We start from the raw sequence: 25,302 nt of genomic DNA on the forward strand, positions 1-25,302 counted from the left end.
GCTGAGATTTTTCATGCGTGAACGACGCGGCCTGCCGCTGACCCTGATCCGAGCTAGTCGGGGCAGCGCGCAGGCCGCGTTCGTGACGCAGGTGGCGGTGCTCTATGCCCGAGTGCTGGGCGCGCGCATCACCTTCGACGACGAGTTCGGAATTTTTGTCGCCTCCGGGATGCGGCGCGGATTTGCCCGCGGCGGAACAACTCTCGGTGGTGTGTATCTGACCCGCCGGAACATTACTCGGGCAGTGCTGCGTCACGAGGCGATTCATGCCGACCAATGGGCCAGGCACGGACTGGCATTCGGGCCGAAGTACCTGCGCGAGGAACTGCGCCACCCGGGCGTGCGAAACAAGTTCGAGATCGAAGCCGGGTTGGCAGACGGCGGTTACCGCGTCTGAGTAGCGCTACTGTGGGCGGCATGGCCCGTTTTCCGACTAGTGAACGATTTGTGCGCTGGACTACGGAACACGCGCGCGGCATCGACATCACCCTGGCTTGCGCGGTCGCCTTGCTGAGCCTGGTCACCGCCGCCACAGCCGGAGTCTGGGCTGTGATCGTCTCGCTCGGCATGAGCGTCCCGTTGGCGTGGCGACGGTCCCGCCCCGAGTTGTCCGGCATGCTGACGGCCGGCTTCGCGGTACTGCACGTTCTTGTCATCGGAAACACTCTGCTCGGCTGCGCGATAGCCGTTCCCATCTCGCTGTACGCCCTCGCTGCATACGGCGCGCGGTGGAGTAGTTTCACCGGACTGGGGATCGCCTTACTCGGGTCGATCGCGGCGGAGTTCCGATACTTCGGCTACGACGGCATTTCGTTCTCCGCGCAAGTGTTTCAAGCGGTGGGCCTGATGATCTTCATGCTTGCGGTCTGGGCATTCGGAGACTTGCGGCGCGTGCGAACCAAACAACTCGAAGGTCTGACCGAACGCGCGCGACTGCTCGAACTCGAGCGAGCGCAGGAAGCCGAGATCGCCACTATCAGTGAGCGTTCGCGGATCGCCCGTGAGATGCACGACATCGTTGCCCACTCGCTCACCGTGGTGATTGCCCAGGCGGACGGCGGTCGGTACAGCGCGGCCAAGGATCCGCAGGCAGCGGTTCAGGCGTTGGAAACCATCGCGTCGACGGGGCGGGCGGCATTGACCGACATGCGTGCGCTTCTCTCGGTGCTCCGCGAAGATCGCCCGCGAGATTTTGCGGTGATTCCCGGCGCCGGCGATATCGACGCTCTGCTGGGGGACCTGCGCCGCAGTGGACTTGATGTCACCGCGTCCGTGACGGGAGAACCACGCGAGTTGTCGGCCGGTGCCGGTCTGACCGCGTATCGCATCGTGCAGGAATCGCTGACCAACGTACTCAAGCACGCCGGACCCGGTGCCCACGCGGGCGTCGAGATCACCTGGACCGATACCGAACTCGTACTTCGCATCGCCGACGACGGACGCGGTGGTAGTGCTGCGCTTGTCGAATCCTCACCCGGTGGACAAGGCTTGATCGGGATGTCGGAACGCGCGCGGCTGCACGGCGGGACGATTACCGCCGGCCCCCAGGCAGGCGGCGGATACGCCGTGCATGCGGTGTTGCCGTACGAGAGGACCTAGGGTGTCATCCATGGACAACCCGGTGACTCCGATTGCAGTGGCTCTTGTCGACGATCAGCAATTGGTTCGAGCGGGTTTCCGGATGGTGATCGACTCACAACCCGACCTCGAAGTGGTGGTCGAGGCGTCCGACGGGCAGCAGGGCCTGAACCAGCTGGCAACTCGTCGGGTGGATGTCGTGCTCATGGACGTCCAGATGCCGAACATGGACGGGATCGAAGCGACGCGGCGGTTGCTGACTACGGCGGATGCCCCAAAGGTTGTGGTGCTCACCACATTCGACAACGACGAGTACGTGATGTCGGCCATCAGGGCAGGTGCCAGCGGATTCCTGCTCAAGGACGTGCCGCCGGAGCAGTTGCTCGACGCCATTCGCACGGTGCACCGCGGCGACGCCGTCATCGAGGCGCGGGCAACGCGGCGTCTGCTCCAGCATGTCGGGCCACTCCTCGAAGGCTCAGCCCCCGAGGCGGCGTTACCCGGCGATCTCACACCCCGGGAGATCGAAGTTCTCGAGGCCATGGCGTACGGGCTGTCGAACTCGGAAATTGCCGCCAAGTTCCAGGTTTCCGAAACGACCGTGAAAACTCATGTGGGACGGGTTCTTTCGAAAACCAAATCCCGCGATCGGGTGCAGGCAGTTGTCTTCGCGTTCCAGATCGGACTGGTGCGCCGTGCTGACCTGTTGAGTGCTGATACGTAAATTTGGTACTGCAGGGCTTCGTACTGCTGAAGACTGATCCGGTGTCCTCCTGTGGGAGGATACCGGCGAGCCCGAAATCGGTCCGCGCTCCGACGCGCCAGCCCCCGGTGCTCCCATAGCGTCGTAGACATGAATCAGCATAGGAACAGCGCGCCTGCAATCACGGCGCGCGGTGTCACCAAGGTCTACGGCACCGGCGACACCGCTGTCCACGCATTGGGCGGCATCGACGTGGATTTCGGCCGCGGAATGTTCACGGCGATCATGGGTCCGTCCGGCTCCGGAAAATCGACGCTCATGCATTGCCTGGCCGGTCTCGACACGGTGACAGGTGGGCAGGTCTACCTCGGAGACACGGAGATCACCAAGCTCGGCGACACCGAGCTCACCGAATTGCGCCGCGAGCGAATCGGTTTCGTATTTCAGGCCTTCAACTTGCTGCCGGTGCTGACGGCCCGCGCAAATATGGTGCTTCCGATGAAGTTGGCCGGCAGTGAACCCGAACCGGCGTGGATGGACCAAGTCGTCAAAACCCTCGGACTGTCCCAGCGACTCGACCACCTTCCGCACGAGCTGTCCGGCGGGCAGCAGCAGCGCGTTGCGGTGGCACGCGCATTGTTGCCACAACCGGACGTAATTTTTGCCGACGAGCCCACCGGTAATCTGGATTCACGTTCCGGTACAGAGGTTCTCGGTTTGCTCCGCACCGCTGTCCGGGAGAGTGGTCAGACCGTGGTCATGGTCACTCATGATCCGGTTGCGGCGTCGTACGCCGACCGAGTGGTGCTGATTGCGGACGGTCGTACGGCCGGCGAGATCTCCGGCCCCACCGTTGATTCGGTGATGGCCGCGATGCGCGGACTCGGGGCAGACGATCTGGGTAACGCCGGCTCGAGCAACGCCCCGCAACCGATCGGTGTCTACCGATGAGGGCACTGGCTTTTGCTCAGGCCCGGGCACATGCGGGCCGGTACGTCGCGTCGATCCTTGCCGTGGTGATCGCCGTCGGGTACATCGTCGCGACGTTGACGTTGAGTTCGACGGTGACCGCCAGCGTGCGGACATCGCTTGCTGCGCAATATAATACGACGGATGCGGTTGCGTCAGGTCCGGATGTGGACCTCGGGGCCTTGCGGAGCGTGCCGGGTGTGTCGGCAGTGGCCGAGGACGTCGCGGGATACGTCCGGGTCGATTCCGCGGAGCAAGGCGTGTCTTACGGCGATGTGCTGTCGGTTTCCGGCAGCCCGCAGCTGCGTTGGCAGAGTCTCGCCCAAGGAGAGTGGCCGACCTCGCCGGGACAGGTTCTCGTGAGCGCTGATTCAGGGATTTCCCTCGGGGCCGAGATCATCGTGACTGCGGCGAATTCGGGGGAGAGCGCTGCAGATCCGAGTGCTCGGGTTGTCGGGTTTGTCGATCTGAGTGGGTCGGCGCAACGACTCGGCGGCACCAAAGTGTTTGCCACACCGGAGCAGGCGGCGACGTGGGCGGGGGACTCCGCCACCCGTGAGTTCCGCATCGTCGGTGACGGTTCGGTGACGCCTGACCAACTTGTGGAGCGGGTGGCGCACGCGCTGCCGGCAGGCTCGACCGTTGTCAGTGCGGAATCCGCCACCGACGCCGCGGCAGCCGAGTACCTCGGCGGCACGGACATTCTCAGCACTGTGCTGCTGGCCTTTGGCGCGGTTGCGGTAGTGGTTGCGGCACTGGTCATCGCCAACACGTTTGCGGTCCTGCTGGCGGCCCGAACGCAGGAACTCGCGTTGCTGCGGTGTGTTGGTGCGACCGCCACACAGGTTCGTCGCAGCATTCGGACCGAGGCTGCCGCAGTTGGTGTGATCGCATCGATCCTCGGAGTGGGACTGGGCATCGGATTGGCGGCCACGATCGGTGCGGTGGCCACTGCTGCGGAAGTACCGGTACCGCTGTCGACTCTGACCGTCACACCGGTGACCCTGTTGGTCGGACTGGTGGTCGGCATCGTGATGACGATGGTTGCAGCGTCGGCACCCGGCCGTGCGGCAACCCGGTTGTCGCCCTTGGCTGCCCTGGTACCGATGGAGTCGAAGCCCGAACACGTGGCAGCCTCGGTGATTCGGGTTGCCTTCGGCATCGTTGCACTACTCGGCGGCATCGCGGCGACAGTAATGGGCGTGATCGGACAGCAGGTGATGGTGGCAACAGTCGGCGGCTTGCTCTCGTTTGTCGGCATCGCGGCCCTGGCAGGTCGGATCGTGCCTGCGTTGATCACAGCGGCCGGCGGCGTCCTCGGGCGGATGATCGGCTCGGTGGGCGAACTCGCAGCGGGCAACGCCGGCCGGAATCCGCGTCGGACCTCTGCGACAGCACTGGCTTTGCTGATCGGAGTGGCGTTGACGAGCACCATGGCGGTGGGTATCGCCACGGTGAAAGACGCTGCGCCGGTGGCGATGGACAACCAGTTTCCGGTCGATGTCATGGTGAGCAGTTCCGGATCCGCGTCACTGCCGGAGGCTCTGGGTACCGACATCGGCGCGATAGCAGGAGTCCGTGCCGTCAGCGGCCTGGTAAATGCAGATCTGATGCTCGACGGGCACGGGTCTCTGCAGGGGTACGGGGTGGACGCGGCGCAGGTGAAAGACGTTCTGCGTACCGATATTTCAGTTCCGGCTCCCGGCCAACTCGTGCTATCGCCAGCCGACCTGACCGACTACGGACTTGGTGCCGGTGATACCGTCACCGTGCGCGGAGATCGTGGACCATTCACCGTGAGTGTGATCGAGGGTGTGAAAGGGCAACCCGCACTGGTGGATCGAGCAGACCTAGCGGCGGCGTCCACCCCGACCATCGACGGTTACTGGGTCAGACTGGGCGCCTCCACCGACGAAGAGGCGCTCGCCGTCACCGACCGCATCACCGAAATCGCGCGGCAGATCGCGCCGGGTAGCGACGTTCAAGGTATGACAGAGATGCGTTCGGCGATCGATTCGATCCTCGACACCATGCTGATGGTGGTTGCGGGCCTGCTGTCGGTTGCCATCCTGATCGCGCTGATCGGCGTCGGGAACACCCTGGCGCTCTCCGTTCTCGAGCGGCGCCGCGAATCCGGACTGCTGCGCGCACTCGGACTGACCAGGAAGGGAATTCGAGCGATGCTGATCTGGGAAGCGCTGTTGGTCGCTGGAGTCGCATCGGTGATCGGCGTTGTCTTCGGTCTGGTGTTCGGAGTCGCGGGAACGGCGTCTGTTTTCGGACTTGGCGACGTGTCGCTCGGCGCCGTGCCCTGGGCGCAGTTGGTGGCCATCACCTTGATCGGCGGCGTGGCCGGAGTGATCGCCTCACTCCTGCCTGCCCGCAGAGCCGGGATGGTCTCACCCGTCAGCGCACTGTCGAGTTGAGTGCGGTCAGAACTGCTTCGTGACCTTCTCGGTGCCCACTCGGCGCGCGGTAGCATCCGCGTCCGGGTGGGCTACCTGCACGAGCGACGCGCCGGCGGCCAGCACCGACAGCAGTCCGCCGATCAGTTCTTCAGCCGAATCCCACGACGCGCTGGACATCACACGATCCGACGACGCGAGTTCGCGGGCGGCGGCGGATTCCGTTGCCGCGCGCACGGTTTCCGCAACCGATCGGCCTTCCAGGGCCGCTCCGGCGCCCGCGGCGCGGAACTGATCGCCATGCACTCGGATGGACGTCGCGTAGTCGGCAACCCCGATCGGCAGATCGCTCAGGCCCTTGCCGAATGCGTCGAGGGACAGCGCCGCGACCTCAGGGACGTCGGCGACGTCATCGAGTCGATCCGCCGTCACGAAAGCAAGTTCGGCGTCGGACTCGGGGGAGAGGACAACCTCGCACCCGGCCCACCACACACCGAGTAGGACGGCAACGCTCTGCCAGTGGGCCGGCAGCAGCACCGCAACTTTTGCTCCCGGCTCGAGAGCAAACTCGTCGCGCACCATGTTTGCGGTCTTGGCAGCCCAATTCATCAGGGTGCTTGCCGACAACTCGATGCGCTCGCCGCTCGCATCGTCGTAGTACGTGACCCGTGGTCCGGCAGGGTCGGCCGCGAGGATCGGTCCGAGGAGTGCGTCGGTCAGATTGTCGGCAGATGAAGGCATCCGCTCAGTTTACGCAGAGTATTAATTGTATTAATTCACACAGCGGGGTCCGCTGGATGCGGCGTCGATCGGCGGTCCGGCGGGAGCGGGAGTCGGACTGGTCTCGGTTGTGCTCGCCGAGTCCGGTGTCCCGGAAGCTGAAGTCGAGCCGGAATCCGTTGGTGACACGGAATCGGCGGACGTGGGACCGGAGTAGTCCGAGGCGAGAACAACCCGAACGGTGTTCGAGGGCAACGACGAATCCGCTTTTACGGTCAAGCCGCCCAATGCGTCGGCGACGGCAAGGGCTGCGTCGTCGTCCTTGGACTTCGCAAAGACCGTTGACTCGGATACGTCTGCACCGGTGTTGTTTCCGACTTCGCCTTCCCGGTAGCCGAGTGCGCTCAGTGCTTCGGAGACTCCGCTCGCGAGTCCGCCGATATCGCTGGCGTTAGCTACGTCGACGGTAAATTTCGACGCATCGACGGTAGGCGCCGCCGAGGTGGTTTCTTCTTCCTCGACCTCTGCGCCGACGAGGTTAGCGATGTACTTCTTCACCTCTTTCGGATCGACCTTGACGATCGACTCGCCGTAGTCGGTCATACCGTTGATGTCGAGCACCGGGATGGTTTCGAACTGAACCTTGCCGCCCGCCAAATTTTGCAGTTGCTTCGCGAATTCGATGATGTCCCAGTCGTCGTCGATCACCACCGAGCGTGACACGGCGTTGGTCAACGAACTGAGTTTGCCGGGATCGCTGAGTGTTTTTGCGCTGAGGACCTGGCTGACAAGGGAAGCCATGAACACTTGCTGACGCACGATGCGGTCGAGGTCGCCGCGGGGAAGATCGTGACGTTGCCGGACGAAGCTGAGGGCGTTCGATCCGTCGAGAGTCTGTTGGCCGGCCGGAAAATTGGCGCCGGAGAGAGGCTCGTTCACGGCCGCGTTGAGGCATACGTCGACGCCACCCACAGCATTGGTGAGCAGAACGAATCCGAGCAGGCCGACCTCGGCGTAGTGGTCGACGGTGATTCCGGTCAGGTTCGCGACGGATTCGATGAGTGCTTCGCGGCCCGCTTCAGTGGATTTGCGGTCCGACTCCGATTCGCTTGCTCCGTTGTTGACCAGCCGCAGACGCTCGGTCTCCTTGGTTGCTCCGAAGGCTCCGTTGATCTTCGACATGCCGATGCCGGGAACATTGACGTACGCGTCGCGGGGAATGGAGATCGCGGTGGCGGAACTGCCGTCGTTGGGAACGCGGATCAAGATGATCGTGTCGGTGTTGGACGCAACTTCCTCACCGGCCCGTAGCGAATCCAGCTCGCTTTGGCTCAGGGGATTTCCGTGCGCATCCGTTCGGCTGTCGGTTCCCACCATGAGGATGTCGATGGCGCCGTCCTTGCCGCCGCCCAAGCCGAGTCCGCTGGCGGTGGCCAGGGAATTGCGCAGTGAGTCCACTCCGCGCCAGGCAAAGCCGGTAACCAGTAACACCAGGACCGACACGACGGCGACGGCGATCCGGCCTGGGCTGGTCTTTGCTCGACTAGGCGCAGGCTGCGGACGCACGCGGCGTTGTGGTTGCTGGTGTGACACCCATCCAGGTTACTGGTCTACTCACGTCAGGTCGGGTACCTGGCGACGGCGTGCCAAACTGACGGGTATGACTAATATCCTGCTCACAGGGGCGCGCGGCCAGCTTGGAAGTCGTATCGAATCGCTTGCGCTCTCGGCGGGTCGAAGCGTTGTCGCTCTGGGTTCAGCACAGTTGGACATCACCGATCGTGGTGCGGTCGACAAAGCGCTGACGTCCGATGTTCTCTCACCCGAGACGGTGGTGATCAACTGCGCCGCGTACACGGCAGTGGATGCAGCGGAGTCGGATGAGGCGGCGGCCACGGCAGTGAACGAGACCGGGCCGAGCAACCTGGCATCGGCCTGCGCGCGGGCGGGTGCCCGATTGATCCACGTCTCCACCGACTACGTCTTTCCTGGTGACGCTCACAGCCCGTACGAGGTCGATTCGCCGACAGGGCCGTCGACGGTCTACGGCCGCACGAAGCTTGCGGGCGAGGAAGCCGTGCGCAAGTCCGGCGCTGATTCCGTGATCGTTCGCACCGCCTGGGTCTACTCGGGTGAGACCGGTGATTTTGTCGGCACGATGCGCCGCCTCGAAGGTGAACGGGACTTTATCGACGTCGTCGACGATCAGATCGGTTCGCCCACGTACAGCGTCGATCTGGCGGCCGGTCTGTTGGAACTGGCGTCACGTCCGTTCACGGGCACTTCGACACTGCACGCGACCAACGACGGGCAGGCCAGTTGGTTCGATCTGGCGCGCGCGGTGTTCGAGGAGATCGGTGCCGATCCGAATCGGGTTCGCCCGTGCACCAGCGCCGCATTTGTCCGCCCGGCGCCGCGCCCCGCGTACTCGGTGTTGTCCGGTGACGCGTGGGCGGCCGCGGGCCTGAGCCCGTTGCGCCCGTGGCGTGAGGCGCTTCACGCCGCAATCGCGTGAGCAAAGTTCAGATGGAGCGCTCCGGGCGGCTAGGCTGACCGGCGTGAGTCCCAAGCTGGCCGTGGTAACGGTGACGTACTCGCCCGGCGAGCATCTCGAGAACTTTTTGAGCACACTCGCCGAGGCGACGACAGAAAAGCCCCAGGTCATCATGGCCGACAATGGGTCGACCGACGGAACTCCCGAGGCCGCCGACAGCAAGTACGAACACGTTCGTCTGCTCCGTACCGGTGGAAATATCGGGTACGGAGGCGCGATAAATCGGGCTGTCGCTGAGATCGATCCGGCTGTCGAATTCATCGTGATTTCCAATCCGGACGTCCAATGGAGCCCCGGTTCACTCGACAAATTGGTGGCTGCGGCAAATCGGTGGCCAAGGGCCGGTGCGCTGGGGCCCAAGGTCCTCGAACCCGACGGCAGCGTGTATCCGTCGGCGCGATCGGTTCCCGACATCACTTCCGGTGCGGGACACGCAATTCTGGGCACGGTGTGGCCGAAGAATCCGTGGACGACTCGCTACCGCCAGGAGAACGAGGCGCTCACCGAGCGCGCGGTCGGCTGGTTGTCCGGTTCGTGCCTGCTCGTTCGCCGCGATGCCTTCGACGCCATCTCCGGGTTCGATTCCCGTTACTTCATGTACATGGAGGACGTCGATTTCGGTGATCGCCTCGGAAAAGCGGGTTGGCTCAACGTGTTTGTGCCCTCTGCGGAGGTAACTCACGCGAAAGGGCATGCGGCAGGGCGTCATCCGGAGTTGATGCTGCCGGCACACCACCGCAGTGCATACCGTTTCCAAGCCGATCGCCATCCACATTGGTGGCAGGCCCCGCTGCGTCTGGCACTGCGCGGCGGCCTGGCGCTTCGTTCCAAGATTGCCGTCGCATCCGCAGTGCGCGCTCGCACAGATCACCAGACCGATGACACTTCAGTTTCGAATCCCAGGGGACAACAACGATGACCGAACCTACTCCGACCGACGCGGTAATCCTGGTAGGCGGCAAGGGCACTCGCCTGCGTCCGCTGACCTTGTCGGCTCCCAAGCCGATGTTGCCGACGGCCGGTCTGCCGTTCCTGACGCACTTGCTCGCGCGGATCGAAGCTGCGGGCATCAAGCACGTCGTACTCGGTACGTCGTTCAAGGCAGAGGTGTTCGAGGACTACTTCGGTGACGGATCGAAGATGGGCCTCGAGATCGACTACGTGTTCGAGAACGAACCGCTCGGCACCGGCGGTGGTATCCGCAACGTTCTTCCGAAACTTCGCGGCGACAACATCATGGTGTTCAACGGCGACGTACTCGGCGGCACCGATCTGAACGCGATCCTCGACACACACACGAAAACGGATGCGGACGTCACGCTGCACCTCGTCCGAGTCGGCGATCCGCGAGCGTTCGGCTGTGTACCCACCGACGAAGACGGTCGGGTGTCCGCGTTCCTGGAGAAGACCCAGGATCCGCCGACCGATCAGATCAACGCCGGCTGCTACGTCTTCAAGCGCGAGATCATCGAGCAGATCCCCGAGGGTCGCCCGGTGTCGGTCGAGCGCGAGGTGTTCCCGAACCTGCTGGCGGAGGGCAAGCGCGTCTTCGGTCACGTCGACACGTCGTACTGGCGTGACATGGGCACTCCGGAGGACTTCGTGCGCGGTTCAGCCGACCTGGTTCGCGGTATCGCGCCGTCACCGGCACTCGAGGGCCCGCGCGGCGAGTCCCTGGTGCATCCCGGTGCCGGTGTGGCTCCCGGAGCTGTACTGATCGGCGGCACGGTTGTCGGACGCGGCGCAGAAGTGGGCGCAGGCGCCCGCCTCGACGGCGCAATTCTGTTCGACGGCGCCGTGGTGGAAGCCGGGGCAGTTGTCGAGCGATCGATCCTCGGATTCGGTGTTCGGGTGGGACCCCGCGCACTCGTCCGCGACGCGGTGATCGGCGACGGTGCCGATATCGGCGCTCGCTGCGAATTGCTCCGCGGCGCTCGGGTGTGGCCCGGTGTGACGCTGCCCGACGGCGGCGTGCGTTTCAGCACAGATGTGTGATTGTTGAGCTTCGCAACTGGAATAATGGCCGGATGACTTCATTTCCGAGCCGCTACGTCGCCCTCGGTGATTCGTTCACCGAGGGCGTCGGCGACACAGACGACAGATTCCCCAACGGACTACGAGGTTGGTCCGAACGCGTCGCGGAGCAGGTGGCAATCGGCAACCCGGATTTCCGATACGCCAATCTGGCGATTCGTGGTCGACTGCTCGGTCCGATCGTCGACGAGCAGCTGGGGCCCGCGCTGGCGCTGAAGCCGGACCTCGTGACGATCTACGCCGGCGGCAACGACATGATGCGCCCGAAGCTGGACCTCGATGCCGTAGTCGCTCGCTACGACACCGCGATTGCCGCGCTCACCGAATCCGGTGCTCGCGTAGTGATGTTCACCGCCTACGACACCGGATGGTCGGCGTTCTTCGGCAAACTCCGTGGCCGGATGGCCATTTACAACGAATTGGTGCGCGAAGTCGCCGATCGACACGGCGCGACCATCGTCGACTTCTGGCGGTTCGCCGAATATCAGGATCTGCGGATGTGGGACTTCGACCGCCTGCACATGTCACCTGCCGGGCATCAGAACATGGCCGCTCACGTGCTCGACGCCATCGGTGTGGGCCACACCCTCACCGCGCCGGATCTCGGTCCCGTGCCGGCGCAGTCGAAGATCGAGGCCAGGCGCGAAGACCGTCAATGGACTCGAGAGTTCCTGGTGCCGTGGCTGGCTCGGCGCGTCAAGGGCGTCTCCTCGGGTGACGGAGTCAGCGCCAAGCGGCCCGAGTTGGTGCCCGCTTTTCAAGCCTGAAGGTTCAGGCCTGAAGGCGCAGTCTCGCCAGCGAGACCATGTGGTTGACGCTCTCGTGTTCGGCATTGGCTGGGAGGGAATCGACGGGCCACCACTGCAGGTCCGTCGACTCCTCGCTGCGCACGATCGGTGAGTTGTCCGGTGCCACAACAAGAAACCTCAGGTCGAGGTGCCGGGTCGGGACGCCGAGTGAACACGTGATGGGGTGCGTGTGTGCGGAAAGAAGTGCGGGGTCGATGCGCAGATCGTGAATTCCCGATTCCTCGCGAGCTTCCCGCAAGGCGGAATCGATCACAGTGTCATCAGTCGGTTCGCAGTGTCCGCCGAGCTGAATCCACTTCCCGACACGCGGATGCAGAGTGAGCAGGACGTGATTCAGGCTTTCGTCGACAACGAGCGACGACGCGGTGATGTGCCCCGGCGCATGACGGCGAAGGCATCCGTCTGGTGCGGAGTCGAGAAAAGCCAACATGGTGTGACGGAGGGACTCGTCGTGCGCTGACGGCGTAGGCCATTGTTCCAGAACACCTTTGGCGGACCTGTGCAGAGTCTCTGCGCTCACCTACATCTCCACCAATGCGTCGCCGGCTGCGGGAGCCGTACGGGGAGTGAGCGGTTCGAGGGGGTGACCGACAGCGATGGCGCCGAGCGGTTGCCAATCGGCGGGCACGCCCAGATGTTCGCGCACCGTGTCGGCGGCAAAGATCGTCGAACCGATCCAGCAGCTCCCGATCTCACGGGTCGCGAGCGCAACCAGCAAGCCCTGCACCGCCGCTCCCGCCGCCACGGTGAACATCGTGGACTCCGCAGCGCTGCGGCGCTCGTCCGGGTAGCTGTGCGCGCCGTCGGGGACGCAGAACGGGATGACAACTTCAGGGGCGTCGAACAGGATGTTGCCACGCGCGACGCGGGCCTGCGCTGATTCCTCGGTGCGTCCGTCGGCGCGCAGATCGGTGAGCCACTTCTCGCGCAGTGCTTCCAACAGTTGCTTGCGAATAGTGTTGGTGCGCAACCAGACAAAGCGAACGGGTCGGGTGTGGTGTGGCGCCGGCGCGGTCAACGCCTCGGCGATGGACAACCGAATCGCGCCGGCGTCAACAGGTTCCTCGCTGAACGCGCGAATCGAACGGCGCAGAAGCAACGACTGGCCGCGGCCCATCGCCGTGGCTTCGGCCGTGCCGAGCCAGAACAGATCGTCGGCACCGCGACGGATGAGATCCTGCGCTGTGGAACCGTTGTCCTGGAATCGCAAGCCGCGTACGACGGCAACCGGTACTCCGCCGAGCTTGCCCTTGACCAGATCGCCGGCAGCCGCGATTTCGTCGGCAACGGCGATCTCGGTCACGATCAGATCGTTACCCTGGCTGTCCTGCGCTCCGAGGTAACCGTGCAACACCGGGATTCCGGCGGCGCCGATCGCGGCGTCGGTCTGCCCGTTGCGCCACGCGCGGCCCATGGTGTCCGTCACCACGACGGCGACGGACTTACCGGCGGCATCGAGGAACCGAGCGCGCAGCGCGGCGGCACTCGCGTCGGGATCGACGGGAAGCAAAGCCAACTCGCCGCCGTCGACGTTGGAGCCGTCGATGCCGGATGCGGCCTGAACGATTCCGAGCTTGTTCTCCGTGATGAGGGTTCGGCCCTTACGCGCTACGACGCGTACGGCTTCCTGATCGACGAGTACACGCCGCGCGGCATCGCGCTCGTCGGGGTCGGTCGGGGACGAGACGATGCGGCCTTCGACCTTCGAGAACACTTTGCTCGTCACGACAAGGACGTCGCCGTCGCGGATCCACGGTGTTGCCTCGATGAGGGCAGCAGCCAAATCGTCCCCCGGACGGAACTCCGGAAGACCGTGAACGGGAATCACTTCGATGGCTGCGCCGGGCGAGTGATCGCCGGGAGCCTGATCGGTCGTGTTTGTTGTCACAGCGACACTCCGGCGATATCGAATGCGGTGGCCACCATCTCGGCGGTGGCCGCGGGCGAGGACATGATCAGTGGGACGGCGCGCACATCCACACCGTCGACGTCGGCGGTGTCACCTTCGTCGATCAGCCAGCCGTCGAGGATGCCGTTGATCGACCGGGCGCCGTAATGGCGACCGATTGCTTCGGATGTCGTCTCGACGCCGATGACGTCGAGGCACTCGTCGGCCATTCCGCGCAACGGTTTTCCGCCGATCACGGGGGAGAGTCCGATCACTTTGGCTGCGGTGGTGCGCAGTGCGCCACGAATGCCGGGCACCGCCAGAATCGCGCCGACACTGACAACCGGGTTGGACGGAGCGATCAGGACGACGTCCGCGTTCTCGATCGCCTCGAGCACTCCCGGGGCCGGCTTCGCCTGTTCGGCACCGACGTGAGCAAAGCTGTGGGTCGGGACGTGTGCGCGGTGACGTACCCACCACTCCTGGAAATGGATCGCTTTCTGCTCGCCGTCCTCCGGGTCGGTGATCACGACGTGCGTTTCGCTGCGGTCGTCGCTGACGGGGATGAGGTCAACGCCGGGATTCCAACGATTGCACAACGCTTCGGTAACTGCGGAGAGCGGATAGCCCGTTCTGAGCATCTGGCTGCGGATCAGATGGGTGGCGATATCGCGGTCGCCGAGCCCGAACCAGTCCGGCTTTGCGCCGTACGCGGCGAGCTCTTCTTTTGCGTTCCAACTCTCGCCCTTGTGGCCCCATCCGCGCTCGGTGTCGATGCCGCCGCCGAGGGTGTACATGCAGGTATCGAGGTCGGGGCAGATGCGCAGCCCGTGCATCCAGACGTCGTCGCCGACGTTGACCACGGCTGTGATCCGGTGTGGGCCTTGATATTTCTCGAGCGTTTCACCACCGGAGATGCCGAGTGCGTGTTGCACTCCTTGGAGGAAACGAGCTCCGCCGACGCCGCCAACCAATACAGTCACGTTCACTTGACAAAGACTAGGCGGTGCTCGGCTTGCCGTGTCCGCTGGGCGGTGTGTCAGATGCAAAACTCGGGCCGGAATACTAATGGATTCCTGTTCATTAGCTTGACCGCGACACGCTGGACGTGTGTAATCTCAAATGTGTCATTCCACCGATGTCGGCGAGTTTGCCTGCAGCGGGACCACATTCGAACGTAGTTTCGAGTGGTCAACGGGGTGGGGTTGAAATGGGTTGAAATACGGAGTGAAATTCTGCGCTATTACAGGTGAGGAGGCGGAACGATGCCCAATGAAAATGTCGAGATCAGTGCTCTGGCAATGACAGTGAGCTACGAACCGCAGACCGATTCCCAAGCAGGCGCAGCAGAAGGTGCCTGCAGTGAAATCGAGGCGGTGACTGCTCGGCCTGTGCTGAGTCTGGTGACCGGCTTCGAGGAACTGTTCGACACCATCGAGGATCAATGGCAGGAACGCGCACTCTGTGCGCAGACCGATCCTGAGGCGTTCTTCCCTGAAAAGGGTGGATCTACTCGGGAAGCCAAGCGAATTTGCCTCGGCTGTGAGGTTCGTGACGAGTGCCTCGATTATGCACTCGCCAACGACGAACGGTTCGGAATCTGGGGAGGGTTGTCGGAGCGCGAGCGTCGACGTCTCAAGCGGGGGATCATCTGATCTGCTGCTGAATCGGTTCGGTCAGCGTCGGGGCTGACGGGACGGTCTGCGAAAAGTCTTGACCTGCAACGGGGAATTGCAGGTCGTGCACAGACTTTCAGAGATATTTGCCTAAGGGACATGGGCTTTCGGCCCTAGCCTGCAGAGTACTTAGTCCTCTTCGGGTGCCTAGTCTTCTTCAGGGAACGTCGGATCGATCACTGATGGATCGACGCCGAGGAACGTACTGACTTGATGCACCAGCACGTCGTGAACCAGATCCGTGAGTTCGTCCGGATTCTTGGCACGCTGCTCCAGCGGTCGACGGAACAACACAATTCGCGCACGTGTCGTCTTGCCGTGGCGATCGATGCCGGCGGGGATCAAACGTGAGAGTGGGACAGGTCCGTCTGCGACTACTTCCGGTGGCCAGTTCACCGAATCCGGATCACGGGCAAAAATCTTCGGAACCTCGTCGACGGCGATGTCGAGTTTCTTCAGCCGGTCGTGCCATGCCAGGTCCACCGGAGCAAACGCCTCCATCACGAGGAGATCGAATTTCTCCGCTCGTGTTCGCCGTGCCGGAACTTCCGGCGGCAACAAAGGTCCGCGCAGGCCGCGGCCGTGCCGTTCGATCGAACGGGTGGTGATCGACCGTCTGCGGGGGGAGCGTGACATGGCGTCGAGATTACGACAGTGACGCTCCGTCGGTGTGTCCGAGTAGGTTCCCGCCGCGGGGAGGGCTAGGCTCCGTACCTGTGAGATCTCTGCGTCGCTGCTGCCGCCCCGGGTGCAAGAACCCCGCCGTCGCGACGTTGACGTATGTCTACTCGGACTCCACTGCGGTAGTCGGTCCTCTCGCGACCGTCGCTGAACCGCACTCGTGGGATCTGTGTGACAACCATGCGTCGCGTATCACGGTCCCGAAGGGCTGGGAAATGGTCCGGTACGAGGGTGGATTCTCGACCAGCACTCCGGACGAAGACGATTTGACCGCTCTTGCCGAAGCTGTCCGTGAGGCAGGTTTCGGCGACCGTGCCAAGGGACGTGAGGACACCGGCGTGTCCGCAGGCGACGACGCCCGTTCCGTCGCGCCTCCCGCGGTTCGCACCGGTCGTCGCGGTCACCTGCGTGTTCTGCCGGATCCGTCGGCCTGAACTTCCGGCCGCTTTTGCCTGACATCCCGTAGTCACGCGTGAAGCATTAGGCTTGCTCAGAACTTCCAGCGTCTTGCGAACTTCCAGTGTCCCGGTCGAAAGATCCGACGGGATGCGCACACAAGGAGAATGAATTCAGTGGGGCGAACAGCCGAGTCGGTTGCTGCAATCATCAAGGCGTACGACGTCCGTGGCGTGGTGGGTGAGCAGATCGACGAAGATTTTGTCCGCGATGTCGGCGCGTCGTTTGCCCGCTTGGTTCGGGACGAGGAGGGCGCTGCATCGACTGTGGTGATCGGGCATGACATGCGTGAGTCCTCACCCGCGCTGTCGGCCGCGTTCGCCGAGGGTGTCGTCGCGCAGGGACTCGACGTAGTACACATCGGACTGGCGTCCACCGACGAGCTCTATTTTGCTTCCGGGTTGTTGAACTGCCCCGGTGCGATGTTCACGGCAAGCCACAACCCCGCGAAGTACAACGGCATCAAGTTGTGCCGGGCGGGTGCGAAGCCAGTCGGTCAGGACACCGGTCTTGCTGTCATCTCCGGTGAGGTCGTCTCCGGAGTTCCCGAGTTCGACGGTCCGGCCGGCGCGGTCAGCAGCCGCGATGTGCTCGACGAGTACGCAAGCTACTTGCGTGGGCTGGTCGACCTGTCCGAGATGCGTCCGATGAAGGTTGCCGTCGACGCGGGTAACGGGATGGGCGGACACACAGCGCCCGCCGTCTTCGGCCCGATGCCGCTCGACGTGTTGCCGCTGTACTTCGAATTGGACGGCTCGTTCCCCAATCACGAAGCGAACCCGCTCGATCCGGCCAACCTGGTCGATCTGCAGGCGTACGTCCGTGAGACGGGCGCAGATGTCGGTCTTGCCTTCGACGGTGACGCGGACCGTTGCTTCGTGGTCGACGAAAAGGGTGACCCGGTGTCCCCGTCCGCCGTGACGGCACTGGTTGCCCAGCGCGAGTTGGCAAAAGAGCCCGGCGCGTCGATCATCTACAACCTCATCACCTCGCATGCCGTGCCGGAACTGGTCACCGAATTGGGTGGCGTTCCGATCCGCACCCGTGTCGGCCATTCGTTCATCAAGCAGCAGATGGCCGAAACGGGCGCAGTCTTCGGCGGCGAGCATTCCGCTCACTACTACTTCCGCGATTTCTGGGGTGCCGATTCCGGCATGCTGGCTGCTCTGCACGTGCTGGCCGCACTCGGCGAGCAGGACCGGCCGCTGTCGGAACTGATGGCCGAGTACACCCGGTACAGCGCTTCCGGCGAGATCAACTCGACCGTTGCCGATGCGGCCGATCGAACGGCTGCGGTCCTCGCCGCCTTCGCGGACCGCACAGAATCCGTCGACCGCCTCGACGGTGTCACGGTCAACTTGTCCGGTAATGCGTGGTTCAACCTGCGGGCATCCAACACCGAACCGTTGCTCCGACTCAACGTCGAAGCTCCGACGCAGGCCGACGTCGACGCGTTGGTCGGCGAGATTCTGGCGATCGTTCGAGGCTGAGTTCATTTTTCTGCCCGATTGGTTTGTCGGCGCGTCGGCCGCCTGGGATAGTTGGGGGACTATCCGCGCACGCGGTGCTGCGGTCGATGTTGGTTGCGAGAGAAGTTGTTACGGAGAAGGGGGTGCGGTGAGATGACAGCGCCGACACCGCTCCTCGACCTCGACGACAGTGACGCATTGTCAGCTGCCGATTCCGAGGGGTTACTGCGTTCGGTAGCCATGGGGGGCGCACAGATTCGTTCGACGGCTTCGGCGGTCGCGGAAGGCTCGCTCGATCGGTTGGCCGGGTTGCGCCCACGAAGCATCGTGTTGATCGCGGGATCGGCCGGTGCCAGACACGCCGCCCGGATCGCGGTTGCCCTGCTCGGCAATGCTGTGCCGTGCCCGCTGGTGCTGCTCGACCGGACGCCGTCGTGGGTCGGTCCCCTCGACGTCGTGGTGGTTGCGGGAGACGACGCGGGGGATCCGCGCCTGGTGGAGTCCGTCGACGGGGCGGTGCGCCGCGGCGCAGAAGTTGTTGTCGCGGTTCCCGAAGAGGGACCGATGAGGGCAGCGGCTGCCGGGCGCACGATGACCCTGCCGCCGCGTGTGTTCACTGCTCCGCGCCACACGATGATTCGCTTTCTCGCGGTCTTCGTTGCCGTGGTTGCCGCGATCGAGAACCGCGACATGGGTGAAGCCGGACTGTCGTCCCTCGATCGGATCGCGGACGCCGTCGACGCCGAAGCCATCAGCGACGGGTTGTCCAACGAGGTGTTTCACAATCCCGCCAAATCCTTGGCTACCAGAATGCGCGATCGCCGACTGGTCGTGTGCGGCAGCGGGGCGGTCGCCACTGCGCTTGCCGACTATGCAAGCGCGTCGCTTCTGGCATCGGGATGCTCCGCGGCCTCCGGTGAACTGTCGGATGTGATCGCAGCGGCACGGGCCCTCTTCGCTCCGCCGTCAGGGGCCCGCGATTCGGTTTTTCACGATCCGTTCTTCCACGATCCGGAGCTCGACGGCCCGTTGCCGATCGACCCGGTTCGGGCATTCGTTTTTGCCATGGAAGCGGGACGCGGCGAGGTTGTGCGACGCATGGATGCGCTGGCCGATGCGGATCTGGTGATCGCAGCAGACGAGGACAGCGCCAATACGGGGGTATCGGAAGTGGAACAGGTGTTTGTCTTGGCATCGAGAGTGGACATGGCGTCCGCATACGTGCAGTTGACGGGTGGGCCGCGCTAGTGCACGAACTCGAGGGCGCTCTGCGGTCCTACGCCTGGGGGTCACGTACGGCTATTGCCGAACTTCGTGGGCTTCCCGTGCCGTCCGCACATCCTGAGGCGGAATTGTGGCTGGGCGCGCATCCGGGCGATCCTGCGCGCGTCGTCACCGACGATGGCAGTGAGTCGTTACTCGACGTGCTCGGCCGGGACCCGGCGCGGCAACTGGGTGAGCAGAACATCGAGGCCTTCGGTGAACGCTTGCCGTTCCTGCTCAAGCTGTTGGCAGCAGAGGAACCGCTGTCATTGCAAGCGCATCCGAGCGCCCGCCAGGCAGAAGAGGGCTTCCGCCGGGAAAACGCCCTCGGTGTTCCGATGGACGCACCCGTCCGCAATTACAAGGACGGCAGCCACAAGCCGGAACTGGTCGTCGCCCTGAGCACGTTCGAAGCGCTGGCGGGATTCCGCGAACCGACGAGGACTGTCAAGATGCTGCGCGCACTGGCGGTGCCCGAACTGGAGCCGTACATCGGTCTCCTTGAAGGACAACCGGATTCGGACGGCCTGCGGGCGTTGTTCACAACGTGGATAACCTTGCCGTCCACCGCGCTCGGAACATTGTTGCCGGCCGTCCTCGCGGGATGCATCGGTTACGCGTCGTCGCGAGACGCCGAATTTGCCGCGGAGATCCGCACCGCGCTCGAACTCGGCGAATCGTATCCGGGTGACGCCGGAGTGCTGGCTGCGTTGCTGTTGAACCGGGTCACCCTCGAACCAGGTCAGGGAATCTTCCTGGCCGCCGGAAACCTGCATGCCTATCTGCACGGACTGGCTGTCGAGATCATGGCGAACTCCGACAATGTTCTACGCGGCGGGCTTACCCCCAAATACGTCGATGTGCCCGAGTTGCTTCGGGTTCTCGACTTCAACGGATCCGACATCACGATTCTCGACCCGTCGCCGCACGCTGGCAGCGCGGACATCGTCTATCCGACGCCCGCTCCGGAATTTCGGCTCACGCGTATCGAATTGGGTGCAGACCTGACGGACAGCGTCGTTCCGGCCGGGGATCCGCGCATCCTGATCTGCACCGAGGGTTCGGTCACGGTGCGCTGTGGGACTGGCGAACTGGAACTCGATCGTGGCCGCGCAGCCTGGATTTCCGCTGACGAACCCATCGCGACAATCTCTCCCCGAAGTACAAAGGCACAGGTTTTCAGCGCCACGGTTGGCCGATAGCCGTGTCGGCAGAAGGTGGAAAGAAAGCAATCCTGGCCGCATTGGGGGCTAATGCCGGAATTGCCGTAGCCAAATTCGCGGGATTCCTGATCACCGGGTCGTCGTCGATGCTTGCCGAGTCGGTGCACTCGGTTGCCGACACGTCCAATCAGGGACTGCTGCTGCTCGGGCAGAAGAAGGCCGAGAAGGAAGCCGACCAACTGCACCCGTTCGGATACGGGCGCAATCGGTACTTCTACTCGTTCGTGGTTGCGCTGGTGCTCTTCACTTTGGGTTCACTGTTCGCGATCTACGAGGGCATTCACAAGATCCAGCACCCGGAGGAACTCAACTCGGCGTTTGTAGCCGTTGTCATCCTGGTCATCGCCATGTGCCTGGAAGGGTTCAGTTTTTACACCGCGATGAAGGAATCTCGTCCGCTGAAGGGAAACGCGTCGTGGTGGTCGTTCATCCGTACGTCGCGCAGTCCTGAACTGCCGGTTGTCCTCCTCGAGGACACCGGCGCACTGATCGGACTGGTGCTGGCACTGGGCGGCGTCGGCCTGACGATGGTGACCGGCAATCCGGTTTTCGACGGCATCGGCACCCTGTGCATCGGCGTGCTCCTCGGCATCATCGCGATCGTCCTGATCGTCGAAATGCAATCCCTGTTGATCGGGGAAGGCGCGACCAGCGTCGAAACCGATCTCATCCTGGCCGCGTTGGTCGACGGAACCCGCATCGAACGAGTCATCCACTGCAAGACCCAGTACCTCGGTCCCGAGGAGATTCTTGTTGCGGCGAAGGTTGCCGTTCCGCTCGGTTCGACCATCTCGGATGTCGCGACCGCAATCGACGAGGCCGAAGCGCGCGTGCGTGCTGCTGTTCCGGCGGCACGCGTGATCTACATCGAACCGGATCTGGACAAACTGGTCACTCGCAAACCCTGAACAAAGCCTCTCGCACAGGCTTAGGCTGATGCCATCTCTAAGGAGGCGGCAGTGGCGATCAAGGACGAGGCCGGATCCGGTCGTTCCAAATTGTTCCGAACCAAGTCGATAGAGCAGTCCATCAAGGACACCGACGAACCCGAGACCAAACTCCGAAAAGATCTGAACTCCTGGGATCTCACCGTATTCGGTGTTGCGGTGGTCATCGGTGCAGGAATCTTCACACTCACGGCTCGGACGGCAGGCAATGTCGCCGGGCCGTCGGTGTCGCTGGCGTTTGTCATCGCCGCTGTTGCCTGCGGCCTGGCGGCACTCTGTTACGCCGAATTCGCGTCGACGGTTCCCGTCGCCGGTAGCGCATACACCTTCTCGTACGCGACGTTCGGCGAGTTTGTCGCCTGGATCATCGGCTGGGACCTCATCCTTGAATTTGCGTTGGCGTCGTCCGTCGTCGCAAAGGGATGGTCCCTGTACCTCGGTGAGGTGATGGGTTCACGAAGTCCGATCGTCGAGTTGGGTCCGGTCTCGTTCGACTGGGGCGCGGTGCTGATCATTGCGGTCATCACGGTGTTGCTGGTGACCGGAACCAAACTGTCGTCGCGAGTGTCGCTGGTGATCACGTCGATCAAGGTCGCCGTGGTGCTGCTCGTGATCATCGTCGGCATGTTCTACATCGACACCGACAACTACACGCCGTACATTCCGCCGTCGCAGCCCGGCAGCACCGGGGAGGGCATACATCAGTCGTTGTTCTCCTACGTCACGGGCGCAGGCGGCAGCACGTTCGGATGGTACGGACTCCTTGCAGCGGCGAGCCTGGTGTTCTTTGCGTTCATCGGATTCGACGTCGTTGCCACCACCGCGGAGGAAACGAAGGAACCGCAGAAGGCGCTGCCTCGGGGAATTCTCGGCTCACTCCTCATCGTCACCGTGCTGTACGTGGCGGTGACGCTGGTGCTCACGGGAATGGTGAATTACACAGTGCTCGAGGGTGACACATCCAATCTGGCAACGGCATTCGCGTTCCACGACATCACGTGGGCAAAGAATGTGATCTCGTTCGGTGCCCTCGCCGGACTCACAACCGTGGTGATGGTGTTGATGCTGGGGCAGACTCGTGTGCTTTTTGCGATGGCCCGCGACGGTTTGATGCCGCGGCGGTTGGCACCGACGGGTAAGCACGGTACTCCGGTTCGGATCACCGTGCTCGTCGGTGTGGTGGTTGCCGTACTGGCCGGCTTCTTCCCGATCGGCACGCTCGAGGAAATGGTGAACATCGGAACGCTGTTCGCTTTTGTTCTCGTCTCGATCGGAGTGGTGGTGTTGCGCCGCACGCGTCCGGATCTGCCTCGCGGATTCCGGGTTCCTCTCGTGCCTTGGGTGCCGATTCTGGCGGTGTTGGCCTGCGTGTGGCTGATGTTCAATCTGTCGGTGGAGACCTGGATCAGGTTCGTCGTCTGGATGGCGCTCGGCGTGGTCATTTACTTTGCGTACAGCCGTCGGCATTCGTTGATCGGAAAGCGCGAGCGCGGCGAAATCGACTGAGTGTACAAATTTAAGGATTTGTATAGTTTTTTTACAATGTTGGCAGTATTGTCTACCTCATAGTGAAGTGACTCACAGCCGTGAGTCGTTCCGGATGGAGGAGGCACGCAGTGTCGACACACGTGAGCGCAGAATCCGATCAGATATCGGGGGAGTGGCGAGACAAGAAGCGGCATCTCTGGCTGCTCGGCTTGGTTCCTCCGGTCGCGATTTTCATCGCGGTGGGAATGGTGGCCCTGTTCAACAACATTGGTTTGGGCGTCGTGTCGCCGATCTGGTGGTGGATCGGGCCGCTACTCGTGTACCTGGTGTTGCCGGTCCTCGATATCTTCTTCGGGCCGGACGGTGAGAACCCGCCCGACGAGGTTATGGAGAGGCTCGAGAACGACAAGTACTACCGCTACTGCACGTACGTCTACATTCCGTTCCAGCTGGTCAGCCTCATCATGGCCTGCTACTTGTGGTCGGCTACCGACCTCTCGTGGCTCGGTATCGACGGCGGGCTCGGATTGGTGTCGAAGATCGGTGTGGCGATCACCGTCGGGTGTGTTGCGGGCATCGGAATCAACACGGCACACGAACTCGGCCACAAGAAGGACGATCTCGAGCGGTGGTTGTCCAAGATCACTCTGGCGCAGTCCTTCTACGGTCACTTCTATATCGAGCACAACCGTGGTCATCACGTCCGGGTGGCAACTCCGGAAGATCCCGCGTCGTCGCGATTCGGTGAGAGCTTCTGGGCTTTCCTGCCGCGCAGTGTGTGGGGATCCCTGCGATCGTCGTGGGAACTCGAAAAGACGCGGCTGGATCGATTGGGTAAGAAGCCGTGGACAATTCGCAACGACGTCCTGCATTCGTGGTTGATGTCGGTAGTGCTGTTCGCTGTACTCGCCGCCGTGTTCGGGCTGTCGATTCTGCCATTCCTGGCATTGCAGGCCGTCTTCGGATTCTGCCTGCTCGAGACGGTAAACTACCTCGAGCACTACGGACTGAAGCGGACGAAGTTGGCCAGCGGCCGGTACGAGCGCGCCGCTCCGGAGCACAGCTGGAACAGTGACCACATCTGCACCAACATTTTCCTGTACCACCTGCAGCGGCACAGTGATCATCACGCCAACCCCACCCGTCGCTATCAAACGCTCCGGAGCATGGACGGCGCACCCAATCTTCCGAGTGGTTACGCCAGCATGATCATGCTGGCCTACGTGCCGCCGCTGTGGCGAAAAGTGATGGACCCCAAGGTCGTTGCTCACTATGGCGGCGATATTACCCGGGTCAATATCCAGCCGGGCAAGCGGGAGAAGATCCTCGCGCGGTACGGAGCGAGCGCATGAGTGCCTACAAATGCCCCGTGTGTGACTACGTCTACGACGAACTGAACGGCGCACCGCGAGAAGGGTTTCCGGCAGGCACGCCATGGGACGCAGTCCACGACGACTGGTGCTGCCCAGACTGTGGTGTCCGGGAAAAGGTGGACTTCGAAACTGTTTCGGCAAAGGCAGGGGAGTGAATCATGAACGACTACAAGCTGTATCAGTGCGCGCAGTGCGGATTCGAGTACGACGAGGCGCAAGGCTGGCCAGACGACGGTATCGAACCAGGTACTCGCTGGGATGACATTCCGGACGACTGGAGTTGCCCGGACTGCGGCGCAGCGAAGAGTGATTTCTTCATGGTGGAGATCGAGCGGGCCTGAGTGGGTCGGCGGGAGCGGCGGTAATGTCGTCATCATGATGTCGACGCCCACCCGCTTGCCTCAGAAAGAGGCGTCCCGTCTGCTGCTGCGCGGTGCGGTGCTCGATTCGATGCGGGAGTTGCTGACCGAGCGGGACTGGTCCGAGGTGAGTCTGACCGTTCTGGCCAAGCATGCGGGTGTCAGTCGGCAGACGCTCTACAACGAGTTCGGTTCGCGGCAGGGTCTGGCGCAGGCGTACGCGCTGCGGCTCGCGGACGGGTTTGTCGACGCTGTGGACGACGCCGTTGCAGCAAACGAGGGTCGGAGCGTCGACGCCCTGATGTCCGGGTTCGGGGAGTTCTTTGCCTCCAGTGCGATGGACCCGTTGGTGCGTTCGCTCCTGACGGGGGAGGCGAAGCCCGATTTGTTGCGTTTGATCACGACGGACAGCGCCGTGATCATCGATCGGGCATCAACTCGGTTGTCGGAGAGTTTTCAGCGTGGGTGGATTCAGGCGTCGGCCGCTGATGCGGGCATCCTGGCCAGGGCAATTGCGAGGCTTGGCCTGAGTTATATATCGATGCCGCCCGAGTCCGGGGCGTCGGTGGCGGAGGATCTGGGTGCCTTGCTCGGACCGTTCATCGATGTTGCCCGAGGCGCGCGCGGCACGGTGTGAGGTTCGCCGCAATCACGGTGATGTCCTACTGCGTGGGTCGAGCGGATAGCCTGGAGTGGAGTATGCACGT

Annotated in this window: 26 protein-coding genes; 20 read left to right on the top strand and 6 right to left on the bottom strand. The window is 63.2% G+C overall.

All coding sequences use genetic code 11. From position 1 onward, the window contains the following. The first annotated feature begins 13 nt into the window (after positions 1 to 13). The 5 genes from R4P64_RS06585 to R4P64_RS06605 all read left to right on the top strand — a co-directional run bounded on the left by R4P64_RS06585 (position 14) and on the right by R4P64_RS06605 (position 5,676). Positions 14 to 397: a hypothetical protein gene (locus tag R4P64_RS06585; protein WP_045070612.1), complete on the top strand. Its 384-nt coding sequence runs from the start codon at positions 14 to 16 to the stop codon at positions 395 to 397. Positions 398 to 417: 20 nt separating this feature from the next. Continuing rightward, a complete protein-coding gene (locus R4P64_RS06590; RefSeq protein ID WP_233365404.1) occupies positions 418 to 1,599 on the top strand; it encodes a sensor histidine kinase in 1,182 nt (393 codons plus the stop codon). A 10-nt stretch (positions 1,600 to 1,609) separates the two neighbouring features. Beyond that, the gene (locus R4P64_RS06595) at positions 1,610 to 2,302 is read left to right on the top strand and encodes a response regulator transcription factor (protein WP_317819899.1); all 693 of its coding nucleotides are present in this window, start codon (positions 1,610 to 1,612) and stop codon (positions 2,300 to 2,302) included. Between the two features lie 129 nt (positions 2,303 to 2,431). Beyond that, positions 2,432 to 3,232, top strand: coding sequence for an ABC transporter ATP-binding protein (locus tag R4P64_RS06600; RefSeq protein ID WP_045070610.1), 801 nt, complete (start codon positions 2,432 to 2,434; stop codon positions 3,230 to 3,232). After that, on the top strand, positions 3,229 to 5,676 hold the full coding sequence (locus R4P64_RS06605) for an ABC transporter permease (RefSeq protein ID WP_317819902.1): 2,448 nt from the start codon (positions 3,229 to 3,231) through the stop codon (positions 5,674 to 5,676). Before R4P64_RS06600 ends, R4P64_RS06605 begins: the two co-directional genes overlap by 4 nt. Positions 5,677 to 5,682: 6 nt before the next feature. Here the strand turns inward: R4P64_RS06605 and R4P64_RS06610 are convergent, their stop codons facing one another. Together R4P64_RS06610 and R4P64_RS06615 are read right to left on the bottom strand one after the other, a co-directional pair. After that, entirely contained in the window at positions 5,683 to 6,396 is a 714-nt protein-coding gene (locus tag R4P64_RS06610) for a TIGR03089 family protein (RefSeq protein WP_172936054.1), read from the bottom strand. A gap of 30 nt (positions 6,397 to 6,426) precedes the next feature. Then, positions 6,427 to 7,941 (bottom strand): LCP family protein, encoded by a 1,515-nt coding sequence (locus tag R4P64_RS06615; protein ID WP_045070602.1) that lies wholly within the window; start codon positions 7,939 to 7,941, stop codon positions 6,427 to 6,429. Positions 7,942 to 8,035: 94 nt separating this feature from the next. On the opposite strand from R4P64_RS06615, the gene rfbD reads away from it, so the two are divergent. Genes rfbD through R4P64_RS06635 form a run of 4 tightly spaced genes read left to right on the top strand, consistent with a single transcriptional unit; the run spans position 8,036 to position 11,730 of the window. Continuing rightward, positions 8,036 to 8,890 carry a dTDP-4-dehydrorhamnose reductase gene (rfbD, locus tag R4P64_RS06620; protein ID WP_317819903.1) on the top strand — a complete coding sequence of 285 codons (855 nt, stop codon included), beginning with the start codon at positions 8,036 to 8,038 and terminating at the stop codon, positions 8,888 to 8,890. 43 nt (positions 8,891 to 8,933) lie between these two features. Continuing rightward, the gene (locus tag R4P64_RS06625) at positions 8,934 to 9,848 is read left to right on the top strand and encodes a glycosyltransferase family 2 protein (protein WP_045070597.1); all 915 of its coding nucleotides are present in this window, start codon (positions 8,934 to 8,936) and stop codon (positions 9,846 to 9,848) included. Continuing rightward, on the top strand, positions 9,845 to 10,924 hold the full coding sequence (locus R4P64_RS06630) for a sugar phosphate nucleotidyltransferase (RefSeq protein WP_033231210.1): 1,080 nt from the start codon (positions 9,845 to 9,847) through the stop codon (positions 10,922 to 10,924). The genes R4P64_RS06625 and R4P64_RS06630 overlap by 4 nt, the downstream gene beginning before the upstream one ends. A 32-nt stretch (positions 10,925 to 10,956) precedes the next feature. Further along, positions 10,957 to 11,730, top strand: coding sequence for an SGNH/GDSL hydrolase family protein (locus R4P64_RS06635; protein ID WP_317819905.1), 774 nt, complete (start codon positions 10,957 to 10,959; stop codon positions 11,728 to 11,730). 4 nt (positions 11,731 to 11,734) lie between these two features. On the opposite strand, the gene R4P64_RS06640 is transcribed toward R4P64_RS06635, so the two are convergent. Genes R4P64_RS06640 through cofD form a run of 3 tightly spaced genes read right to left on the bottom strand, consistent with a single transcriptional unit; the run spans position 11,735 to position 14,649 of the window. Continuing rightward, positions 11,735 to 12,292 (bottom strand): NUDIX hydrolase, encoded by a 558-nt coding sequence (locus R4P64_RS06640; RefSeq protein WP_317819907.1) that lies wholly within the window; start codon positions 12,290 to 12,292, stop codon positions 11,735 to 11,737. Beyond that, positions 12,293 to 13,660, bottom strand: a complete 1,368-nt coding sequence (locus R4P64_RS06645) for a coenzyme F420-0:L-glutamate ligase (RefSeq protein ID WP_317819909.1) — start codon at positions 13,658 to 13,660, stop codon at positions 12,293 to 12,295. Further along, positions 13,657 to 14,649 (bottom strand): 2-phospho-L-lactate transferase, encoded by a 993-nt coding sequence (gene cofD / locus R4P64_RS06650; protein WP_033231206.1) that lies wholly within the window; start codon positions 14,647 to 14,649, stop codon positions 13,657 to 13,659. Before cofD ends, R4P64_RS06645 begins: the two co-directional genes overlap by 4 nt. Positions 14,650 to 15,051: 402 nt before the next feature. Between cofD and R4P64_RS06655 the strand changes: the two genes are divergently transcribed. Then, a complete protein-coding gene (locus tag R4P64_RS06655) occupies positions 15,052 to 15,315 on the top strand; it encodes a WhiB family transcriptional regulator (protein ID WP_165826358.1) in 264 nt (87 codons plus the stop codon). Between the two features lie 168 nt (positions 15,316 to 15,483). Here the strand turns inward: R4P64_RS06655 and R4P64_RS06660 are convergent, their stop codons facing one another. Next, the gene (locus tag R4P64_RS06660; protein WP_033231205.1) at positions 15,484 to 15,972 is read right to left on the bottom strand and encodes a metallopeptidase family protein; all 489 of its coding nucleotides are present in this window, start codon (positions 15,970 to 15,972) and stop codon (positions 15,484 to 15,486) included. Between the two features lie 80 nt (positions 15,973 to 16,052). Between R4P64_RS06660 and R4P64_RS06665 the strand changes: the two genes are divergently transcribed. The 10 genes from R4P64_RS06665 to R4P64_RS06710 all read left to right on the top strand — a co-directional run bounded on the left by R4P64_RS06665 (position 16,053) and on the right by R4P64_RS06710 (position 25,232). Next, entirely contained in the window at positions 16,053 to 16,451 is a 399-nt protein-coding gene (locus R4P64_RS06665; RefSeq protein ID WP_033231204.1) for a DUF3499 domain-containing protein, read from the top strand. A gap of 138 nt (positions 16,452 to 16,589) precedes the next feature. Continuing rightward, positions 16,590 to 17,963, top strand: a complete 1,374-nt coding sequence (locus R4P64_RS06670; protein WP_033231203.1) for a phosphomannomutase/phosphoglucomutase — start codon at positions 16,590 to 16,592, stop codon at positions 17,961 to 17,963. A gap of 132 nt (positions 17,964 to 18,095) precedes the next feature. Beyond that, positions 18,096 to 19,190: a tobH protein gene (locus tag R4P64_RS06675; protein WP_317819913.1), complete on the top strand. Its 1,095-nt coding sequence runs from the start codon at positions 18,096 to 18,098 to the stop codon at positions 19,188 to 19,190. Beyond that, positions 19,190 to 20,407, top strand: coding sequence for a mannose-6-phosphate isomerase, class I (gene manA, locus R4P64_RS06680; RefSeq protein WP_033231201.1), 1,218 nt, complete (start codon positions 19,190 to 19,192; stop codon positions 20,405 to 20,407). The genes R4P64_RS06675 and manA overlap by 1 nt, the downstream gene beginning before the upstream one ends. 2 nt (positions 20,408 to 20,409) lie before the next feature. After that, a complete protein-coding gene (locus R4P64_RS06685) occupies positions 20,410 to 21,336 on the top strand; it encodes a cation diffusion facilitator family transporter (RefSeq protein WP_033231200.1) in 927 nt (308 codons plus the stop codon). Positions 21,337 to 21,387: 51 nt separating this feature from the next. Continuing rightward, positions 21,388 to 22,881, top strand: coding sequence for an amino acid permease (locus R4P64_RS06690; RefSeq protein WP_045070584.1), 1,494 nt, complete (start codon positions 21,388 to 21,390; stop codon positions 22,879 to 22,881). A 110-nt stretch (positions 22,882 to 22,991) separates the two neighbouring features. Continuing rightward, positions 22,992 to 24,215, top strand: a complete 1,224-nt coding sequence (locus R4P64_RS06695; protein WP_317819916.1) for an alkane 1-monooxygenase — start codon at positions 22,992 to 22,994, stop codon at positions 24,213 to 24,215. Further along, positions 24,212 to 24,391, top strand: coding sequence for a rubredoxin (locus R4P64_RS06700; RefSeq protein ID WP_317819918.1), 180 nt, complete (start codon positions 24,212 to 24,214; stop codon positions 24,389 to 24,391). The genes R4P64_RS06695 and R4P64_RS06700 overlap by 4 nt, the downstream gene beginning before the upstream one ends. A 3-nt stretch (positions 24,392 to 24,394) precedes the next feature. Then, positions 24,395 to 24,577 carry a rubredoxin gene (locus R4P64_RS06705; protein ID WP_033231503.1) on the top strand — a complete coding sequence of 61 codons (183 nt, stop codon included), beginning with the start codon at positions 24,395 to 24,397 and terminating at the stop codon, positions 24,575 to 24,577. Positions 24,578 to 24,611: 34 nt separating this feature from the next. Then, positions 24,612 to 25,232 (top strand): TetR/AcrR family transcriptional regulator, encoded by a 621-nt coding sequence (locus R4P64_RS06710; RefSeq protein ID WP_033231197.1) that lies wholly within the window; start codon positions 24,612 to 24,614, stop codon positions 25,230 to 25,232. Positions 25,233 to 25,302 lie beyond the last annotated feature (70 nt).

This window comes from Rhodococcus sp. IEGM 1366, from assembly GCF_033142425.1.
Taxonomy (GTDB): Bacteria; Actinomycetota; Actinomycetes; order Mycobacteriales; family Mycobacteriaceae; genus Rhodococcus_F; species Rhodococcus_F globerula.

What these genes read in the sequence shown, in the direction of transcription:
- R4P64_RS06590 (WP_233365404.1), top strand. Translation starts at nt 418, where the DNA reads ATGGCCCGTTTTCCGACTAGTGAACGATTTGTGCGCTGGACTACGGAA.
- R4P64_RS06605 (WP_317819902.1), top strand. Translation starts at nt 3,229, where the DNA reads ATGAGGGCACTGGCTTTTGCTCAGGCCCGGGCACATGCGGGCCGGTAC.
- R4P64_RS06710 (WP_033231197.1), top strand. Translation starts at nt 24,612, where the DNA reads ATGATGTCGACGCCCACCCGCTTGCCTCAGAAAGAGGCGTCCCGTCTG.
- R4P64_RS06705 (WP_033231503.1), top strand. Translation starts at nt 24,395, where the DNA reads ATGAACGACTACAAGCTGTATCAGTGCGCGCAGTGCGGATTCGAGTAC.
- R4P64_RS06635 (WP_317819905.1), top strand. Translation starts at nt 10,957, where the DNA reads ATGACTTCATTTCCGAGCCGCTACGTCGCCCTCGGTGATTCGTTCACC.
- R4P64_RS06600 (WP_045070610.1), top strand. Translation starts at nt 2,432, where the DNA reads ATGAATCAGCATAGGAACAGCGCGCCTGCAATCACGGCGCGCGGTGTC.
- R4P64_RS06700 (WP_317819918.1), top strand. Translation starts at nt 24,212, where the DNA reads ATGAGTGCCTACAAATGCCCCGTGTGTGACTACGTCTACGACGAACTG.
- R4P64_RS06595 (WP_317819899.1), top strand. Translation starts at nt 1,610, where the DNA reads ATGGACAACCCGGTGACTCCGATTGCAGTGGCTCTTGTCGACGATCAG.
- R4P64_RS06610 (WP_172936054.1), bottom strand. Translation starts at nt 6,396, where the DNA reads ATGCCTTCATCTGCCGACAATCTGACCGACGCACTCCTCGGACCGATC.
- R4P64_RS06630 (WP_033231210.1), top strand. Translation starts at nt 9,845, where the DNA reads ATGACCGAACCTACTCCGACCGACGCGGTAATCCTGGTAGGCGGCAAG.
- rfbD (WP_317819903.1), top strand. Translation starts at nt 8,036, where the DNA reads ATGACTAATATCCTGCTCACAGGGGCGCGCGGCCAGCTTGGAAGTCGT.
- R4P64_RS06660 (WP_033231205.1), bottom strand. Translation starts at nt 15,972, where the DNA reads ATGTCACGCTCCCCCCGCAGACGGTCGATCACCACCCGTTCGATCGAA.
- R4P64_RS06585 (WP_045070612.1), top strand. Translation starts at nt 14, where the DNA reads ATGCGTGAACGACGCGGCCTGCCGCTGACCCTGATCCGAGCTAGTCGG.
- R4P64_RS06675 (WP_317819913.1), top strand. Translation starts at nt 18,096, where the DNA reads ATGACAGCGCCGACACCGCTCCTCGACCTCGACGACAGTGACGCATTG.